Source organism: Kitasatospora phosalacinea, from assembly GCF_000716545.1.
Taxonomy (GTDB): Bacteria; Actinomycetota; Actinomycetes; order Streptomycetales; family Streptomycetaceae; genus Kitasatospora; species Kitasatospora phosalacinea.
Genome location: NZ_JNWZ01000062.1, coordinates 1 through 14,831, shown reverse-complemented (window position 1 = coordinate 14,831; position 14,831 = coordinate 1). Strand labels below are relative to the sequence as shown.

The following is a 14,831-nucleotide window of genomic DNA, read 5'->3' as shown; positions in this document are numbered from 1 at the left end:
GTCAGTCGGTGCTCCAGCGCAGCCCGCGTCGGCGGGCGACGGCGGCGTAGGTCTCCAGCGAGACCCGGGCGACCGCGCGCTGGTCGAACTGGTCGAGGGCGCGGCGGCGGGCCGCCGCGCCCAGGCGTATCCGCAGGCCGGGCTCGGTGAGGAGCCGGTCGAGCGCGGTGGTCAGGGCGGCGGCGTCGGCCGCCGGGGCGAGCAGCAGGTGCCGGCCGTGGGTGCCGATCTCGCGGCAGCCGCGGATGTCGCTGAGCAGCATGGGCAGGCCGCTGGCGGCGGCCTCCATGCCGGAGCGGGAGAAGCCCTCCCGGTAGGAGGGGAGGACGAAGACGTCGAGCGCGGCGTACACGGCGGGCATGTCGTCGCGGGCGCCGAGGAACTCGAGGCCGGCCTCGGCGGCGCGCAGGGCGTCGGGCTTGTCGGGGTCGTCGGGGCCGATCCAGACGAAGCGGGCCTTGCCGGCCAGCGCGCGGGCGGCTTCGGCGTACTCCCGGATGCCCTTCTCGGCGACCCGGCGGCCGACTCCACCGACCAGCAACTCGTCCTCGGCGAGGCCGAGTTCGGTGCGCAGCCGGGCGCGCAGGGCGTCCCTGGCGGGGCCGGGGGCGGGGAAGCGGTCGAGGTTGACGCCATTGCCGACGACGCGCGAACACCAGGCGGGGACGCCCCACTTGGCGAGCGTGGCGCGGTCCTCGGCGTTCTGGTAGAGCTCGGCGTGCGAGAAGCGGGCGGCCAGCGCCTCGGCGCCGAGCACGGCGAGCCGTTTGGCGAGCGGGTCGTGGGCCTGCGCCCACAGGCCGTGGCAGGTGTTGACCACCACGGGGACGCGGGCGAGCCGGCCCAGGACGCGTCCGAGCACGCCGGTCTTCGGGTTGTGGGTGTGCAGCACGTCGGGGCGGATCTCGCGCAGCGCGGCGAGCAGTTCGCGGGCGGCGGCGAGGTCGGCGCGCGGCTGCCAGGCGCGGGTGAGCGAGGGCAGCGGCCGGTGCCGGACGCCGATCCGTTCGATCCGCTCCAGGTAGGGGCCGGGCGCGCTGATGCCGTAGGTGTGCAGGCCCTGCTCGACGTCGACGGTGAGTTCGGTGGCGAGCAGCAGGTGCAGCGACATGTCGACGGTGGTGAGGTGGGCGACCCGCAGCGGGCGGCCGCCCTCGCCGCGCAGGCGGAGGGGGAGCTGCTCAGGCACCGGCGCCCACCGCCTTCGCGGTGGCGACGATCCGGGCGTAGGCGCGCTCCGGGACGAGCCGGCCGTACAGCTTGGCCCGGAAGAAGTCGATCGGGTCGGTCCGGCGGACCGGGACGCGGTGGAAGCGGACCGGGTCGTAGCCGGGCAGGTTCCGGCCGACCTGGCCGGTGGCGCAGGTGCGGAAGCGGGCGCGCAGCGCGGCGTCCATGTGCGGGACGGGGCGGCCCCAGGTGTAGGCGAAGTGCCGGGGGCGGGTGCCGAGGTGCTCCTCGACGTCGTCGCCGCAGGAGTCGAGTTCGGCGGTGGTGAGCAGTTCGGGGCGGGCGTGGCTGCGGGTGTGGTTGGCGACGGTGCACAGCCCGGAGTCGGTCATCTCGCGCAGCTGCTCCCAGCTGAGGCCGGTGGCGGGGGCGCCCTTGGCGGTGGAGCCCTCCCAGCGCATCGGGGCGCCGACCATGCCGCTGGCCAGGTAGACGGTGAACGGCAGGCCGCGTTCCCTGAGCAGCGGCCAGGCGGTCTCGTAGGTGTCGGCGAAGCCGTCGTCGAAGGTGAGGACGGTGCTGGGGGTGCGCAGGCCGGCGGCGAGGCGGTCGGTGGCGGTGTCCAGGGGGACCACCCGGCCGGGCGGCAGTTCGGCGAGCAGGTCCGCCTGGGCGGTGAAGTCGGCGGTGGCGAGGTCGAGCTCGTCGCCGGTGCCGCCGCCGACCCGGTGGTAGATGAGGACGGTGGCGCCCTCGCCGGGCACCCGGCCCGCGGCGCGGGCCAGCTGCTGCTTGACCTTGGTCCGGATGCCCCCGGCCTGGGCGGCGCTGTTCGCCATGGATCCCCCTCGCGGTGCCCCCGCACCGGACCTGTGACTCCCCCGGCCCGCGGCTGCCGCGGGCGATGCGAATCACAGTAGGGGGAACTGTGGGGCTGTTGCCCCCGAAACGTGAAAGAAGTGCGGAGGTAGGCCGAAAATCAGCCGGTCCGACCGGTCCTGTCCCTTTGCGGGACGTTTTCCGGTCGGCGGGCGGTCGGACCGTTGCCGGGCGGTCGGCGGGCGGCCAGCGGGCGGTCGGACCGTTGCCGGGCGGTCGGGCGGTCGGAGGTCGCCGGCCCGGCCCGCGGATCAGGGGGTGGCGCCGCCGCCCGGGCGGAGCAGGGCGATGCCGATCCGGACCAGCAGCAGCACCCCGGCGGCCAGGCAGCCGGCCACCGCCATCACCCAGGCCGGGCCGTCGGTCTCCGGGACCAGCACCGCCACCGCGATGCCCGTCCCCACGCAGACCACGCCGAGCAGGGCCAGCAGCGGCTGGTGGCGGCGGAGGGCGCAGCCGCCGAACAGCGCGGACCAGCGGGTAGCGGCGCGGTCACTTCGGGTGTCTGCCATGCCCTCCACGGTAACCCGGCGCGGGGAAGCGGGCCACAGTCCTCCGGCCCCCCGCCGGGCCCGTTCCGGCCCCCCGGACCCGCCCGTCCGCAAGCGCCGCCGGGCCCCTTCCGGGCCGTTTCCGGACCGCCCGCGAAATCTCGCCGTCCGGCGTACAACCATCCCGGGACGTCGTGGGTCTCCACTACATTGAGCGATCCAGGAGCCGTCCGACGTGCGGGCTAGGGAGTGTCCGCCGCGGGCTAGATCACTCGGGTGCGGAGCCGCCGCACCCGGGGTCGGAGGCCGGGCTCCGCCTGCCGACGGTACCGCCACGCCGCTTGCCGGCGACCGAGGGGGGAACCGTGTCGTACGCCACCACCGCCGCCGCTGCCGTCTGCGCCCCGCCCCAGCACGCCGTCCCGTCCTCCGGCTCGACGGCGGCCCCGGGCCTGTCCCGGGGGCGGGGGCGGGACCGGGGGAGCTGGCTGCGCTTCAGCCCCGCCCAGCCGCTGTTCCGGGCCCGCGCCGCGCAGCGCCTGGCCGTGCTGGCGTACCACGGGATCACCGAGCCGGCCTCGTTCGGCGCCCAGCTGGACCGGCTGCGGCGGCTGGCCACCCCGGTGTCGGTGCGGGACGTGGAGCGCTCGCTGGCCGAGGGGCGGCCGCTGCCGCCGCGCTCGGTGCTGGTGACCTTCGACGACCCGGACCGCACGGTGCTGCGGCACGCCCTGCCGGAGCTGGTGGCCCGGCGGATCCCGGCGGCCGCGTTCGTGATCGCGGAGCTGGTCGGCACCGAGAAGCCGTTCTGGTGGCACGAGGCGGCGTTCCTGGCCCGCCACGGCGGCCGGGCCCGGATGCTGCCCGGCGGTGGCGCCCCGGAGCGGGTGCTGGCGCTGCTCAAGGCGATGCCGGACCCGGACCGCCGGCGCAGCCTGGCCGAGCTGCGGGTCTCCGCGCACCGCCGCCCGCCGGCCCAGGAGCAGCTGCGCCCGGAGGACCTGCGCGTGCTGCGGGAGGCGGACGTCTCGGTCGGCAACCACACCCTGGGCCACCCCTCGCTGCGGCGCTGCGACGAGGCGACGGTGCACGCGGAGATCGTCGGCGCGCACCGGGCGCTGACCGGCTGGCTGGGCGAGGCCCCGACGGCGTTCGCCTACCCGGACGGCGGTTTCGACGAGCGGGCGGACGCGGTGCTGCGCCGGCTCGGCTACCGGCTGGGCTTCCTGTCCGACCATCGGCTGGGCCCCCGGCTGCCCGGGCACCCGCTGCGGATCAGCCGCCTGCAGGTCGACTCGACCACCTCGACGCGCCGGTTCGACACCATCCTGTCCGGCCTGGAGCCGGCGGTGCAGCGGCTGCTGGGGGCGCAGGCGTAACACCCCGTGCGCGTACGAGGCCCGCACCCCGGGACCGGGGGTGCGGGCCTCGTACGCGCACGGGGCGCGGTTCAGGCGGTGCGGCGTCGGGGCGCGGTTCAGGCGGTGGTGGTGGGGCGGATGCCGCGCATCCGGCCGATGGCGTAGACGGCGCCGGCCAGGGCGAGGTCGGAGAGCAGCATGAAGCCGATCGAGTAGCTGCCCTTGGCGCTGTAGATGGCGCCCATCACCAGCGGCGGGACGAACCCGCCGAGGCCGCCGACGGCACCGACGATGCCGGTCACCGAGCCGACCTGGGCGACCGGGGTGACCTGGGCGACCAGGGCGAACACCGAGCCGCTGGTGGTGCCGAGGCCGGCCGCCATCACCATGAAGGCGATGGTGCCGACCGGGCTGAGGTCCGGGTCGAAGGCCTGCACGATGGCGAACAGCGCGGTGACCCCCAGCGCCCAGCAGGTCACCACGGCGGGGTGGACGCGGTCCGACAGCCAGCCGCCGAACGGTCGGAAGACGACCGTGACCAGGGCGAACCCGGCGGCCTTGGTGCCGGCGTCGGTCGCGGACAGCTCGTACCAGGTCTTCAGGTACGTCGGCAGGTAGACGCCGAACGCGACGATGCCGCCGAAGCCGATCGCGTACAGCGCGGACAGCTCCCACGTCACCCGCAGCCGCCCGGCCTCGCCGAGCCGGGAGGCCAGCGAGGCGGTCGGGACCACCCGGTCGGGACGGTCGCGCAGCAGCAGGAAGGAGACCACGGTGTAGGCGGCCAGGGCGATGGCCATCACCCAGAACGGCAGGTCGTGGCCGTGCTTCCACAGCCGGGGGGTGAAGTAGCCGGACAGCGCGACGCCGCCCATGCCCATGCCGAACACCCCGATGCCCAGGCCGCGCTTGCTCGGCGGGAACCAGGAGTTCACCAGCGGCACGCCGATCGCGAAGGTGGTGCCGCCGAGTCCGAGGAAGAACCCGACGGCCAGCAGCGCCCCGTACGAGCCGCGGGCCGGGATCAGCAGCAGCACCGGGACGATGGTCAGCGCCGACATCAGCGGGAACATCAGCCGGGCCCCGAAGCGGTCGGTGAGCGCGCCGACCGGGACGCGGCCCAGCGAGCCGACGATCACCGGGACGGCGACCAGGAAGGACTGGGCGAACGACGTCATGTGCAGCGTCTTGTTGAACTCGCCCGCCAGCGGGGCGATCAGGTTCCACGCCCAGAAGGTCAGTGCGAAGCCGATGGTGGCGACCACCAGGTTGGTGTACGCCGTGCCCGGCACCCGGTCGTCGGCCGGCACCCGTTCGTTCGATGCGGTCAGCTGTCCCATGACGCCCAAGCCTCTGCGGACGCGCCGCCGCCGGGCCGGGACACGCGCACCGGCCGGTCGTACCGTCAGTCGGACGGAGCAGGCCCGGGACGCCGGGGTCCGGCGAGGTCCGACAGGTCCGGCGGCGCGTCCGGTACCGGCGGCGGGGGAACGGGCCGGGGCCCGTCCGGGCGCACGGGGTAGAGTCGGTGCTCGTGAAGATCGCCCTCGTGGACTCCGGAATCGGACTGCTCGCCGCCGCCGCCGCGATCCGCCGGGCCCGGCCCGACGCGGACCTGGTGGTCTCCTGCGACCCGGACGGCATGCCGTGGGGGCCGCGGACGCCCGAGGACATCACCGAGCACGCGCTGGCCTGCGCCCGGGCCGCCGTGGCGCACGGGCCGGAGGCACTGGTGGTGGCCTGCAACACGGCCACCGTGCACGCGCTGGCGCGCCTGCGGGCGGAGTTCGAGCCCGGGCTGCCGGTGGTCGGGACGGTCCCCGCGATCAAGCCGGCCGCCGCGTCCGGCGGGGTGGTGGCGATCTGGGCGACCTCGCGGACCACCGGCAGCGCCTACCAGCGCGGGCTGATCGCCGAGTTCGGCGGGGCCGCGCGGGTCCACGAGGTGGCCTGCCCGGAGCTGGCCGAAGCCGTGGAACGGGCCGACCAGGCCGCGATCTCCGCCGCCGTCGCCTCGGCCGCCGCCCGCACCCCCGTCGGCACCACCGACGTGGTGCTGGGCTGCACCCACTACGAGCTGATCGACGACCGGATCGCCGCCGCGCTCCCCGGCCCGGTCCGGCTGCACGGCTCGGCCGACGCGATCGCCGCGCAGACCCTGCGCCGCCTCGGCCCCGGCACCCGCCCCGGCGGCGGAACCCTGACGGTGCTGCACTCCGGCCGTCCGGCGTCGCTGGCCGCCGAGGCACTGGCCTACCCGCAGGGCGAGCTGCTGGCGGCGGACGCCCGGGTCTGAGACCTCCCCGTCCCGACCGACCCTGACCGACCGGCCCCGACCTCCCCGTTCCGACCGACCCTGACCGGCCAGCCCGGACCGGCCGGGCCGCGGGCTCCCGCCGCGCCTCGGGGGTCGCGGGGGCCAGATGGGGCAGACTGCCCGGGTGACTGTCCTGTGGTGGGTCTCGGTGCTGTCGCTGGTGGTGTGGGCGTGGTTGGCGGTGTGCCACGGCGGGTTCTGGCGCACCGACCAGCGGCTGCCCCGGGGCCGCGGCGAGCCGGCGGCCTGGCCGCCGGTGGTGGTGCTGGTGCCGGCCCGGGACGAGGCCGGGGTGCTGCCGGTGTCCCTGCCCAGCCTGCTCGCGCAGGAGTACCCGGGACGGGCCCGGGTGGTGCTGGTCGACGACCACAGCACCGACGGCACCGGGGAGCTGGCCCGGGAGCTGGCCGGGCGCACCGGAGGGCTGGAGCTGGCGGTGACCACTCCCCCGCCGCTGCCGGAGGGCTGGACGGGCAAGCTGTGGGCGTTGCGGCACGGCGTCGAGCAGGCCGGCGACGCCGAGTGGCTGCTGCTGACGGACGCCGACATCGCGCACCGCCCGGGCTCGCTGCGGGCGCTGGTCGCGGCGGGCGAGGGCGGCGGGCTGGACCTGGTCTCGCAGATGGCCCGGCTGCGGGTGGCGAGCGGCTGGGAACGGCTGGTCGTCCCCGCGTTCGTGTACTTCTTCGCCCAGCTGTACCCCTTCCGCCGTGCCAACCGCCCCGGCGCCCGGACGGCCGCCGCGGCCGGCGGCTGCTCGCTGGTGCGGCGGGCCGCGCTGGAGCGGGCGGGCGGGGTGGCGGCGATCCGCGGCGCCGTCATCGACGACGTGTCACTGGCCCGGGCGGTCAAGCGGACCGGTGGCCGCACCTGGCTCGGCCTCGCCGACCTGGTCGACTCCGTCCGCCCCTACCCCGGCCTGGGCCCGCTGTGGCGGATGGTCTCGCGCAGCGCGTACGCCCAGCTCCGGTACTCGCCGCTGCTGCTGGCCGGCACGGTGGCGGGCCTGGCGCTGGTCTACCTGGTGCCGCCGGCGGCCGCGCTGGCCGGGGCCGCGGCCGGGGCGTGGTGGACCGCCGGGGCGGGGCTGGCCGGGTGGGCCGTGATGGCCGGGACGTACGCGCCGATGCTCCGCTACTACGGGCAGCCCGTCGCGGCGGCCCCGCTGCTGCCGTTCACCGCGCTGCTGTACCTGCTGATGACGGTCGACTCCGCCGTCCAGCACTGGCGCGGACGCGGCGCCGCCTGGAAGGGCCGCACCTACCCGCAGCCGCAGCGCGCCGAATAGTTGGGCGGCCCGGTGGGCAGGACCCGGTGATGGAACGACACGAGATCTCACGGATCGCGCACCGCGACCACCCCGTCGCCGCACCGCTCTCCGACGAAACGGTGCGGGGCCTGCTGGAGCGCCTGCTGCGCGGCCGCGAGGACGGCCGACTGCTCGACCTCGGCTGCGGCGAGGCGGCCTGGCCCGTCCGGGCCCTGGCCGCGCACCCGGCCCTGCGGGCGGTCGGCGTGGACACCGACCCGGTCGCGCTGCGCCGCGCCCTGGAGACCGCGCAGCGGCTGGGCGTCGCCGGCCGGATCGGCCTGCACCACACCGACGCGCGGGAGTTCACCGCGTCCGAACCCTTCGACGCCGTGCTGTGCGTGGGCTCGACGCACGCCTTCGGCGGCCTCGGCCCGACCCTCGCCGCGATCGCCCCGCTGCTCGCCCCGGGCGGCGCGGTGCTGCTCGGCGAGTCCTACTGGGAGCGCGAACCGACGCCCCTGGCCCGGGAGGTGTTCGGTGACGGACTGTCCGACCTGGCCGGGACGGTCGCCGCGGCCCGGGAGGCCGGCTGGCTCCCCGTGGCCGGCCACACCTCCACCCGCACGGAACTCGACGCCTACGAGTGGGCCTGGACGGGCTCCCTCACCGACTGGGCCCTGGACCAACCTCCGGGCCCCGACCGCGAACAGGCCCTGCGGACGGCGGCCGAGCACCGCGAGGAGTGGCTGACCGGCTACCGCGACTGCTTCGGCTTCGTCACGCTGCTGCTCCGCCGCTCCCCGGAGTCCTGAGGCCGCCGTGGCCGCGACCGGCGCGTGAGGGGCGGAGGGCCTGGTCAGCAGGCCCTCCGCCGCCTCCGGTAAGGCCCCGGCGGCGGTGCGGGGCGGCGGCCGTGGAGGTCGCCGGAGGTGGCGTGGTGTGGGAGAGCGCGCCCGGAGAGGGCGTCCCGCCGGGAGAGGAGGGCTTCGGGTTCCGGCGGGAGGTGACCGGACGGAGCCGCGCGACCGACATGACCGGCGATCCCGCAGAGGGCGTACGGGCGTACGTCCTGCCCGACCTGCACGATCCCGGCCCGGCTCCGCAGGAGTCCGACGCCGGCAGCAACGGCAGCGGCAGCGGGCGGGCGATCGGGCTTGGTGCCGTGGGCGAAGGCGCTGAGGACGGTCGGCGCCGCCGCGTACGGGACGGGGGCGCGAACTCGGCGCAGGGCGTGAAGGAGGTGTCACGGCGCAGGTGTCACGGCGAGCGGGTCGTCAACGTCCCAGCAGGCGGCGGGCGGTGGGCTTGACGAACTCGTAGCGGGACATCTGCTCCAGGTCCCGGAGCCAGGCGGTGCGGCCGGGGGGCTGCCGGAGGAGTTCGCGGTAGATCTCCTCGAAGGCGGTGGAGACGTGGTCGAGGGAGAACCGGCCGACCACCCAGTCCCGGCCCCAACCGCCCAGTTCCGCACGGCGGTCGGGGGCGTCGGCGAGGGCGCGGATCTGGGCGGCCAGCGCCTTCGCGTCGGCGGGGTGGTCGCCGTGGCCGTACATGCAGCGGGAGGCGTGCGGTTCGACCAGCGGACCGGGTTCGTGGACGGCGGTGTAGCCGCTCGCGCCGTGGACGATGACGGGCTTGCCGAAGGCGAGGCCGCGCAGCGCGGAGCCGCCCATGCCGAGGACGATGTCGGCGGCCTGGTAGGCGGGGCGCGGGTCGGAGCGCTGGCCGGTGAGGACGATCGCCTCGCGGCCGAGCTCCTCGTTGACGGCGGCGGCCTCGGCGCGCAGGCGCTCCTCGCTGGGGCCGCCGCCGACGACGGCGAGGACCAGGTTCGGGTCGTCGAGCAGCCGCAGGGCGGCCATGGTGCGGGAGACGCCGTCGTCCTTCTCCAGACCGGAGACCAGCCGGGTGACGACGCAGAGCAGGAGCCGGCCGTCCGAGGCGCCGACCTCGGCGCGGAAGTCGGCGCCGGAGACGGCGCCCGGCGCGTCGGAGTCGGTGTCGACGGGGGGTTCGATCAGCCGCACGTCGCGGTGGCCGAAGGCGCGGCCGTCCGGTACCAGGGCGCCCAGGCCGAGGACCAGGGGCTGGTAGCGGGGCATGCCGCGGAGCATCCGGATGCCGTAGAAGGTGGTGACGATCGGGAGGCGGCCCTGGCGGCCGGGGCCGAAGTAGGCGTTGCGGGCGGCCCGGACCTCCCAGGCGTGGACGACCTGGGAGCCGTGCTCGTCGGCGAGCCTGGAGAGCCGGGCGCGGATCACGGCGTGCGGGGTGGTCGGGTCGCCGGCCACGACCAGGTCGAGGCCGTGCTCGGCGGCCAGTTCGACCAGCGGGGCGGGCCCGTCGACGCCCTGGGCGAAGAGGACCGGTTCGTGGCCGCGGTCGCGCAGGGTGCGGGCGATGTCGACGGCGTTGAGCTGGGCGCCGCCGAGCGCCAGGTTGTTGAGGTGGACCAGGACCCGGACGGAACGCATGCTCAGTCCTCCCACTGGTGCGGGACGAAGACGGGGGCGGCCATCACGACGGCGCGCGGCGGGGTGTCGAGCATCGGGCCGAAGACGTCGAACTGACCGGCGGAGTGCCAGCTCATCAGCGTGCCGCCGTCGGTCTTGCCGATCGAGTAGACGCCCGTCCACAGGGTGTAGCGGCCGCGCGGCAGCGGCAGGCGCGGGATGACGCAGGCGACGCGGTGGTCGCCGCCGGTCATCCGGATCTCGTGGCTGATCTGGAAGATCGGGCTGGAGGTGCCCTCGCTGACGCCCAGGTGCAGGGTGGCGTCGCCGCGGTAGTCGCCGCCGAGGGTGAGCTCGACGGTGACCGGCTCGTCGGTGTGCAGCGTGGTGTCGTCGGCGTCCTCGCCGCGCACCTCGTACTTGAGCAGTTGCAGGGGCTCGCCGACCCGGGCGCTCGCCTCGGACTGGGCCTCGATGGAGTCGCGGTAGCCGGCCAGCGCGTCCTTGATGCCGGCGTCGACCCGGACGGTGCCCTGTTCGAGCCAGACGCCCCGGCGGCAGATGGACTGCACGGCGGGCAGGTCGTGCGAGACGAAGACGATGGTGGTGCCCTGTTCGGCGACCTCGCGCATCCGGTCCAGGCAGCGCTGCTGGAAGACCGCGTCGCCGACCGCGAGCACCTCGTCCACCAGCAGGACGTGCGGCTCCAGGTAGGCGGCGACCGCGAAGCCCAGGCGCATCTGCATGCCGGAGGAGTAGAACTTCACCTGCCGGTCGATCGCGCCGCCGAGGCGGGCGAACTCGACGATGTCGTCGAAGCGTCCGGCGACCTCGCGGCGCTTGAGGCCGAGCAGCGCGCCGAACAGGTAGATGTTCTCCCGGCCGGTCAGGTCGGGGTGGATGCCGGCCCGGATCTCGATCAGGGCGCCGATCCGGCCGCGCACGTCGATCACGCCCGCGTACGGGTACATGACCCGGGTGAGCATCTTCAGCAGCGTCGACTTGCCGGAGCCGTTGGAGCCGATCAGGCCGACCGACTCGCCGGGTTCGATGTGCAGGTTGATGTCGCGCAGGGCCCAGCGCCAGTCCTCGCCGCGGTCGCCGCGCAGGCGGCGGGCGGCCTGCTCGACCCGGTCGCGCAGCAGCATCCGCTGCTGGTCGGCGCGGAAGCGCTTCCAGACCTGCTCGGTGCGGATGGTGCCCGCAGGGTAGTCACGCGACATCGGCGATCCCCGTTTCCAGCTTCTTGAAGAGCAGGTACCCGCCGATCAGGAAGACCAGCGAACTGGCCGCGGCGATCAGCGTCATCCGGGCGTCGGGGGCGTCGCCGTACAGCAGCGCCTTGCGGTAGCCCTCGATGACCGCGCCGAGCGGGTTGACGCCGACGTAGATCTCCTGGAGGCGCTGCGGGATCTTGGCCAGCGGGTAGGCGACGGGGGTGGCGAAGACGCCCATCTGGGTGATGATCGGCAGCAGGTGGCGCACGTCGCGCAGGTAGACCACGGCGACCGAGAGGATCAGCGCGATGCCGTAGGTGAAGGCGAACTGGATGACCAGCAGCGGCAGCACCCACAGGAAGGTCGCGGCGGGGGCCGTCCAGAAGACCAGGAACATCAGGCCCAGCACGCCGACGCCGATCACCATGTCCACGGTGGCGACCAGCATGGTGGCGAGCGGGAACACCTCGCGCGGGCAGTACACCTTGTTCAGCAGGCTCAGGTTGTTGGCCAGGCTGAGCGCGCCCTGGTTCATCGTGTTGGAGAAGAACTGCCAGACGATCAGGCCGAGGTAGGCGAACAGCGTGTACGGGACGGCGCCCGTCTCGATCTTGACCGCGCGGTGGAACACCAGGGTGAAGATCGCGCACAGCGCCAGCGGGGTGAGCACCGCCCAGGCGAAACCGAGCACCGCCTGCTTGTACCGGGCGCGCAGGTCGCGTTCGGCCAGGGCGCGCACCAACTCCCGTGCGGCCCACAGCTCGCGGGCCACCTGGAGGGGGCGCAGCCGGCGTTTGAAGACCAGTTCGGGCGGTGGTCCGGCCGGGACCGGCACGCCCGGCGGGGCGGCCTGGCCCCGCTGCTCGTCGATGACCTGCGCGCGCTGTCCCCCCACGGACTCCCGCCCTCCCCGGAGGCTGTGCTCGCCCCTGGTGCCTGTGCCGTCTGCCTGCCGTCGACCGGTTCCGGGCCCGGTCGTTCCCCCCGGCCGGGTCGGCCGCCCCCGGGCGCGGTGCGCGCCGGAGGACCGGACGCGCCGCTGCCGTCGGGGCCGGGCCGCCGGTGCTGTCCGGCCGACCCGCGGACCACAATGACACAGAGTGTGCGGGCCGGGGGCGGGTTCGGTGAAGATTGCGGCAGCTCAGCCCGGTACGGGACGGTTCCGGACCGGACCGGTCGCTCCGGTCGGGGAGTTCGACGGCGGGAGCGGCGCGGCGGGCGGTGCCGGCAGTGCGGTACGGGGAGTGCGGTGCGGGCGGTGCGGTGCGGGCGGTGCGGTGCGGGCGGTGCGGTGCGGGCAGTGCGGTGCGGCGGGCGGTCAGCGGGCGGGCTGCTCGGCGACCAGCCGGTCGAGTGCGGACGGCATGCCGTCGACGCCGCCGGCCTTGGTGGGGGACGTCCGGCCGGCGCCGTCCACGACGACGGTGGGCAGCTCGGTGATCCCGTCCCGGACGAACAGCTGCTGCGCGTCCTCCACCGCCCGGTCGACCTCCGCGGAGCGGTAGGCGGCCCGGAACTCCGCCGCGTCGACGCCCTGCCCGGCGGCCCAGTCGGCGGCCGCCCGCTCGGTGGTCAGGTCGGTGTGCCGCTCGCGGACGGCGCGGAACACCTCGGCCTGCAGCCGGTCCACCTCGCCGAGCCGGTCCAGGGCGTAGAACAGCCGGGCGTGGGCCCGCTGTTCGGCCTCGTCGGGGCTGCCGGTCCAGATCGCCGGGACGCGGCGCAGCGTGACGTCCGACCGGTGCTCGGCGGCCCAGCGGGTCAGCGGCTGCTCCAGCAGGGCGGAGTGCGAGCAGTCGTACCAGAAGAACTCGACGGCCTCGTGGGTGCGTTGGGCCTTCGGCCCGGAGCCGGGCGAAGCGGTCTGCCCCGACGGGGCGACCTGCTCCGGCGGGACGGCGGGTGCCGGCGCGGGCTGCCGGATCGGCACGGACGGCCGGACGGTGTCGAACTGGTGCCCGAAGGACGGTAGTTGCCCGCCGTTCGGGCTGATCGGCAGCCGGGGAAGGACGGACGCGGCTTCGGCGGCGACCGGGGCGGCCAGCAGACCCCCGGCGACGGCGAGCAGGACGGTGGTTCTGATCAGCGGCTTCACCCCGGCAGACTGGCAGGCGGGGTGCGCGGCGTTCCAGGCGATCGGGCCCCGGGCGGCGGAATTCGCCGGATCGGAGCAGTGCGGCGGCGGTGCGGTTCGAACGTTCGTCGGGCGTTCGGGGCCGCGTCTGTCCCGGTGCGCCGCAGGGCGGTCGTCGGTGCTCCCCGAGCCCGGTGGGCGGGCGCGCCCCCGCTCCGGCGCCCACCTGCGTCGGGGTGGTCCCGACTACTTGCCCTCGTGCTTCCACTGGGCGCGGGCCTCGCCCTCGGTGGCCTTCGGGACGCCGATCTGGATCTGGTCGGAGCCCTCTTCGGCGATCGGGCAGTAGCGGCCGTCCTTGACCTGCGCGGTCAGCGTCAGCACCTCCTCGTTGCGCACCAGTTCCAGCACGTCGCCGGTGGTGCAGGTGGCGTTGGCGGCGACCGGCGGCGAGGAGAGCCAGCTGACGGCCTGGTAGACGGGGGTGCCGGGGCGCAGCACCGTCCCGTGGGCCTTGTCGGTGGCGAAGCTGCCGCCGCCCAGGACGCCGCTCTTCAGCTTCGTGAACTCGTTGGGCACGTGGTTGGTGCGCAGGTCGGGGGCGCCGTAGACGACGCAGTCGTGGCCGCTGGTGTTGGTCAGCTTGATCACGCCGTTGATCCGCGGATCGGCGCTCTTGTCGAGCGTCAGCTCGGCCTTGACGTCGCTCTCCTTCTCGGAGTTGCCGCAGATCGGCACGTCGGCGCCGACCGTGCCGCCGGCGGCGGCGCCGCCGGTCGCGGCCTTGCTCGCGGTGGCGCCGGCGGTGGCGGGCGGGGCGGCGGGGGCGCTCTTGCCGGCGGTGGCGCCCGCGGCGGTGGAGGCGGCGGGCGCGGCGGAGCCGGAGTCCTCGGGGTCGCAGGCGGTCAGGGCCAGGACGGCGCAGGCGGCGAGGGCGGCGAGGGCGGCGGGCTTGCGGACGTTCATCTCGTGCTCCGTGGTGTCGTGCGCTGGGCCGCCGGTCGGCGGCAAGCATCACCACGGCGTCCGGTCACCGGACGGTTGCGGGTCCGGGCGTCCGGTACAGCGCTGTGACACACGCTGTTACACGCGGACGCCGGACCTTCCGTCAACCCCCCTTCGCACAAGCACGGTTCGCACACCCGTCGAGTTCTCGCCGTGACACGACCGCCCTGGCCTACCGTGGGTCCATGACGAACCGTGAGTTCCTCGTGGTGACCACGACCCACGACGACGAGGCGCGGGCCCGCGAACTGGCCGCCGCGGCGGTGCGCGAGCGCCTGGCGGCCTGCGCGCAGGTGTACCCCGTCCGGTCGGTGTACCGGTGGGACGGCGAGGTGCGGGACGGCGCCGAGTGGCGCGTCGACCTGAAGACCCGGGCCGCGCTGGCCGAGCGGCTGACCGCGTTCATCGGCGAACGGCACCCGTACGACGTCCCGGAGGTGATCGGGGTGCCGGTCGTCACGGGCTCGGCCGCCTACCTGGACTGGATCGCGGCCGAGACCGGCGGGGCCTAGGTGTTCTGTCCTGCGAGGTTGGGGACGCGGCTGGCGGGTGGTTGGCCTGCGAGTGCGGTGTGTCCGCGGTGGTGATTGTAGGTGTGGAGCCAGGCGGGGT

At 75.4% G+C, this 14,831-nt stretch carries 14 protein-coding genes and 1 pseudogene; 5 read left to right on the top strand and 10 right to left on the bottom strand.

Features of this window, described 5'->3' with window-relative positions; genetic code table 11:
- Position 1: 1 nt before the first annotated feature.
- The 3 genes from OO48_RS26365 to OO48_RS38565 all read right to left on the bottom strand — a co-directional run bounded on the left by OO48_RS26365 (position 2) and on the right by OO48_RS38565 (position 2,561).
- Entirely contained in the window at positions 2 to 1,189 is a 1,188-nt protein-coding gene (locus OO48_RS26365) for a glycosyltransferase (RefSeq protein WP_051732838.1), read from the bottom strand.
- A complete protein-coding gene (locus OO48_RS26360; protein ID WP_033220607.1) occupies positions 1,182 to 2,009 on the bottom strand; it encodes a polysaccharide deacetylase family protein in 828 nt (275 codons plus the stop codon). The genes OO48_RS26365 and OO48_RS26360 overlap by 8 nt, the downstream gene beginning before the upstream one ends.
- A gap of 291 nt (positions 2,010 to 2,300) precedes the next feature.
- Positions 2,301 to 2,561, bottom strand: coding sequence for a hypothetical protein (locus OO48_RS38565; protein WP_033220605.1), 261 nt, complete (start codon positions 2,559 to 2,561; stop codon positions 2,301 to 2,303).
- 344 nt (positions 2,562 to 2,905) lie between these two features.
- On the opposite strand from OO48_RS38565, the gene OO48_RS26350 reads away from it, so the two are divergent.
- Positions 2,906 to 3,919: a polysaccharide deacetylase family protein gene (locus tag OO48_RS26350; RefSeq protein ID WP_033220603.1), complete on the top strand. Its 1,014-nt coding sequence runs from the start codon at positions 2,906 to 2,908 to the stop codon at positions 3,917 to 3,919.
- Positions 3,920 to 4,017: 98 nt separating this feature from the next.
- Here the strand turns inward: OO48_RS26350 and OO48_RS26345 are convergent, their stop codons facing one another.
- A complete protein-coding gene (locus OO48_RS26345; protein WP_033220601.1) occupies positions 4,018 to 5,241 on the bottom strand; it encodes an MFS transporter in 1,224 nt (407 codons plus the stop codon).
- 194 nt (positions 5,242 to 5,435) lie between these two features.
- Here OO48_RS26345 and OO48_RS26340 point away from each other — a divergent pair, with 194 nt between their 5' ends.
- The 3 genes from OO48_RS26340 (at position 5,436) to OO48_RS26330 (ending at position 8,282) form a co-directional block, all read left to right on the top strand.
- Positions 5,436 to 6,197: a glutamate racemase gene (locus OO48_RS26340; protein ID WP_033220644.1), complete on the top strand. Its 762-nt coding sequence runs from the start codon at positions 5,436 to 5,438 to the stop codon at positions 6,195 to 6,197.
- A gap of 127 nt (positions 6,198 to 6,324) precedes the next feature.
- The gene (locus OO48_RS26335; protein ID WP_081952397.1) at positions 6,325 to 7,506 is read left to right on the top strand and encodes a glycosyltransferase; all 1,182 of its coding nucleotides are present in this window, start codon (positions 6,325 to 6,327) and stop codon (positions 7,504 to 7,506) included.
- 29 nt (positions 7,507 to 7,535) lie between these two features.
- Positions 7,536 to 8,282 carry an SAM-dependent methyltransferase gene (locus OO48_RS26330; RefSeq protein ID WP_033220598.1) on the top strand — a complete coding sequence of 249 codons (747 nt, stop codon included), beginning with the start codon at positions 7,536 to 7,538 and terminating at the stop codon, positions 8,280 to 8,282.
- Positions 8,283 to 8,744: 462 nt separating this feature from the next.
- On the opposite strand, the gene OO48_RS26320 is transcribed toward OO48_RS26330, so the two are convergent.
- The 5 genes from OO48_RS26320 to OO48_RS40810 all read right to left on the bottom strand — a co-directional run bounded on the left by OO48_RS26320 (position 8,745) and on the right by OO48_RS40810 (position 14,180).
- Positions 8,745 to 9,944: a glycosyltransferase family 4 protein gene (locus OO48_RS26320; protein WP_033220596.1), complete on the bottom strand. Its 1,200-nt coding sequence runs from the start codon at positions 9,942 to 9,944 to the stop codon at positions 8,745 to 8,747.
- A gap of 2 nt (positions 9,945 to 9,946) precedes the next feature.
- Positions 9,947 to 11,146 (bottom strand): ABC transporter ATP-binding protein, encoded by a 1,200-nt coding sequence (locus OO48_RS26315; RefSeq protein WP_033220595.1) that lies wholly within the window; start codon positions 11,144 to 11,146, stop codon positions 9,947 to 9,949.
- Positions 11,136 to 12,035, bottom strand: coding sequence for an ABC transporter permease (locus tag OO48_RS26310; RefSeq protein WP_033220594.1), 900 nt, complete (start codon positions 12,033 to 12,035; stop codon positions 11,136 to 11,138). Before OO48_RS26310 ends, OO48_RS26315 begins: the two co-directional genes overlap by 11 nt.
- Before the next feature lie 423 nt (positions 12,036 to 12,458).
- On the bottom strand, positions 12,459 to 13,235 hold the full coding sequence (locus OO48_RS35435) for a thiol:disulfide interchange protein DsbA/DsbL (RefSeq protein ID WP_051732836.1): 777 nt from the start codon (positions 13,233 to 13,235) through the stop codon (positions 12,459 to 12,461).
- 225 nt (positions 13,236 to 13,460) lie between these two features.
- Complete coding sequence (locus OO48_RS40810; RefSeq protein WP_051732834.1) at positions 13,461 to 14,180, bottom strand: DUF4232 domain-containing protein; 720 nt, start codon at positions 14,178 to 14,180, stop codon at positions 13,461 to 13,463.
- Between the two features lie 224 nt (positions 14,181 to 14,404).
- On the opposite strand from OO48_RS40810, the gene cutA reads away from it, so the two are divergent.
- Complete coding sequence (gene cutA, locus OO48_RS26295; protein WP_033220592.1) at positions 14,405 to 14,731, top strand: divalent-cation tolerance protein CutA; 327 nt, start codon at positions 14,405 to 14,407, stop codon at positions 14,729 to 14,731.
- Here the strand turns inward: cutA and OO48_RS37650 are convergent.
- Positions 14,728 to 14,831: pseudogene (locus tag OO48_RS37650) on the bottom strand (IS481 family transposase); the annotation flags it as partial. The gene cutA and the pseudogene OO48_RS37650 overlap by 4 nt on opposite strands.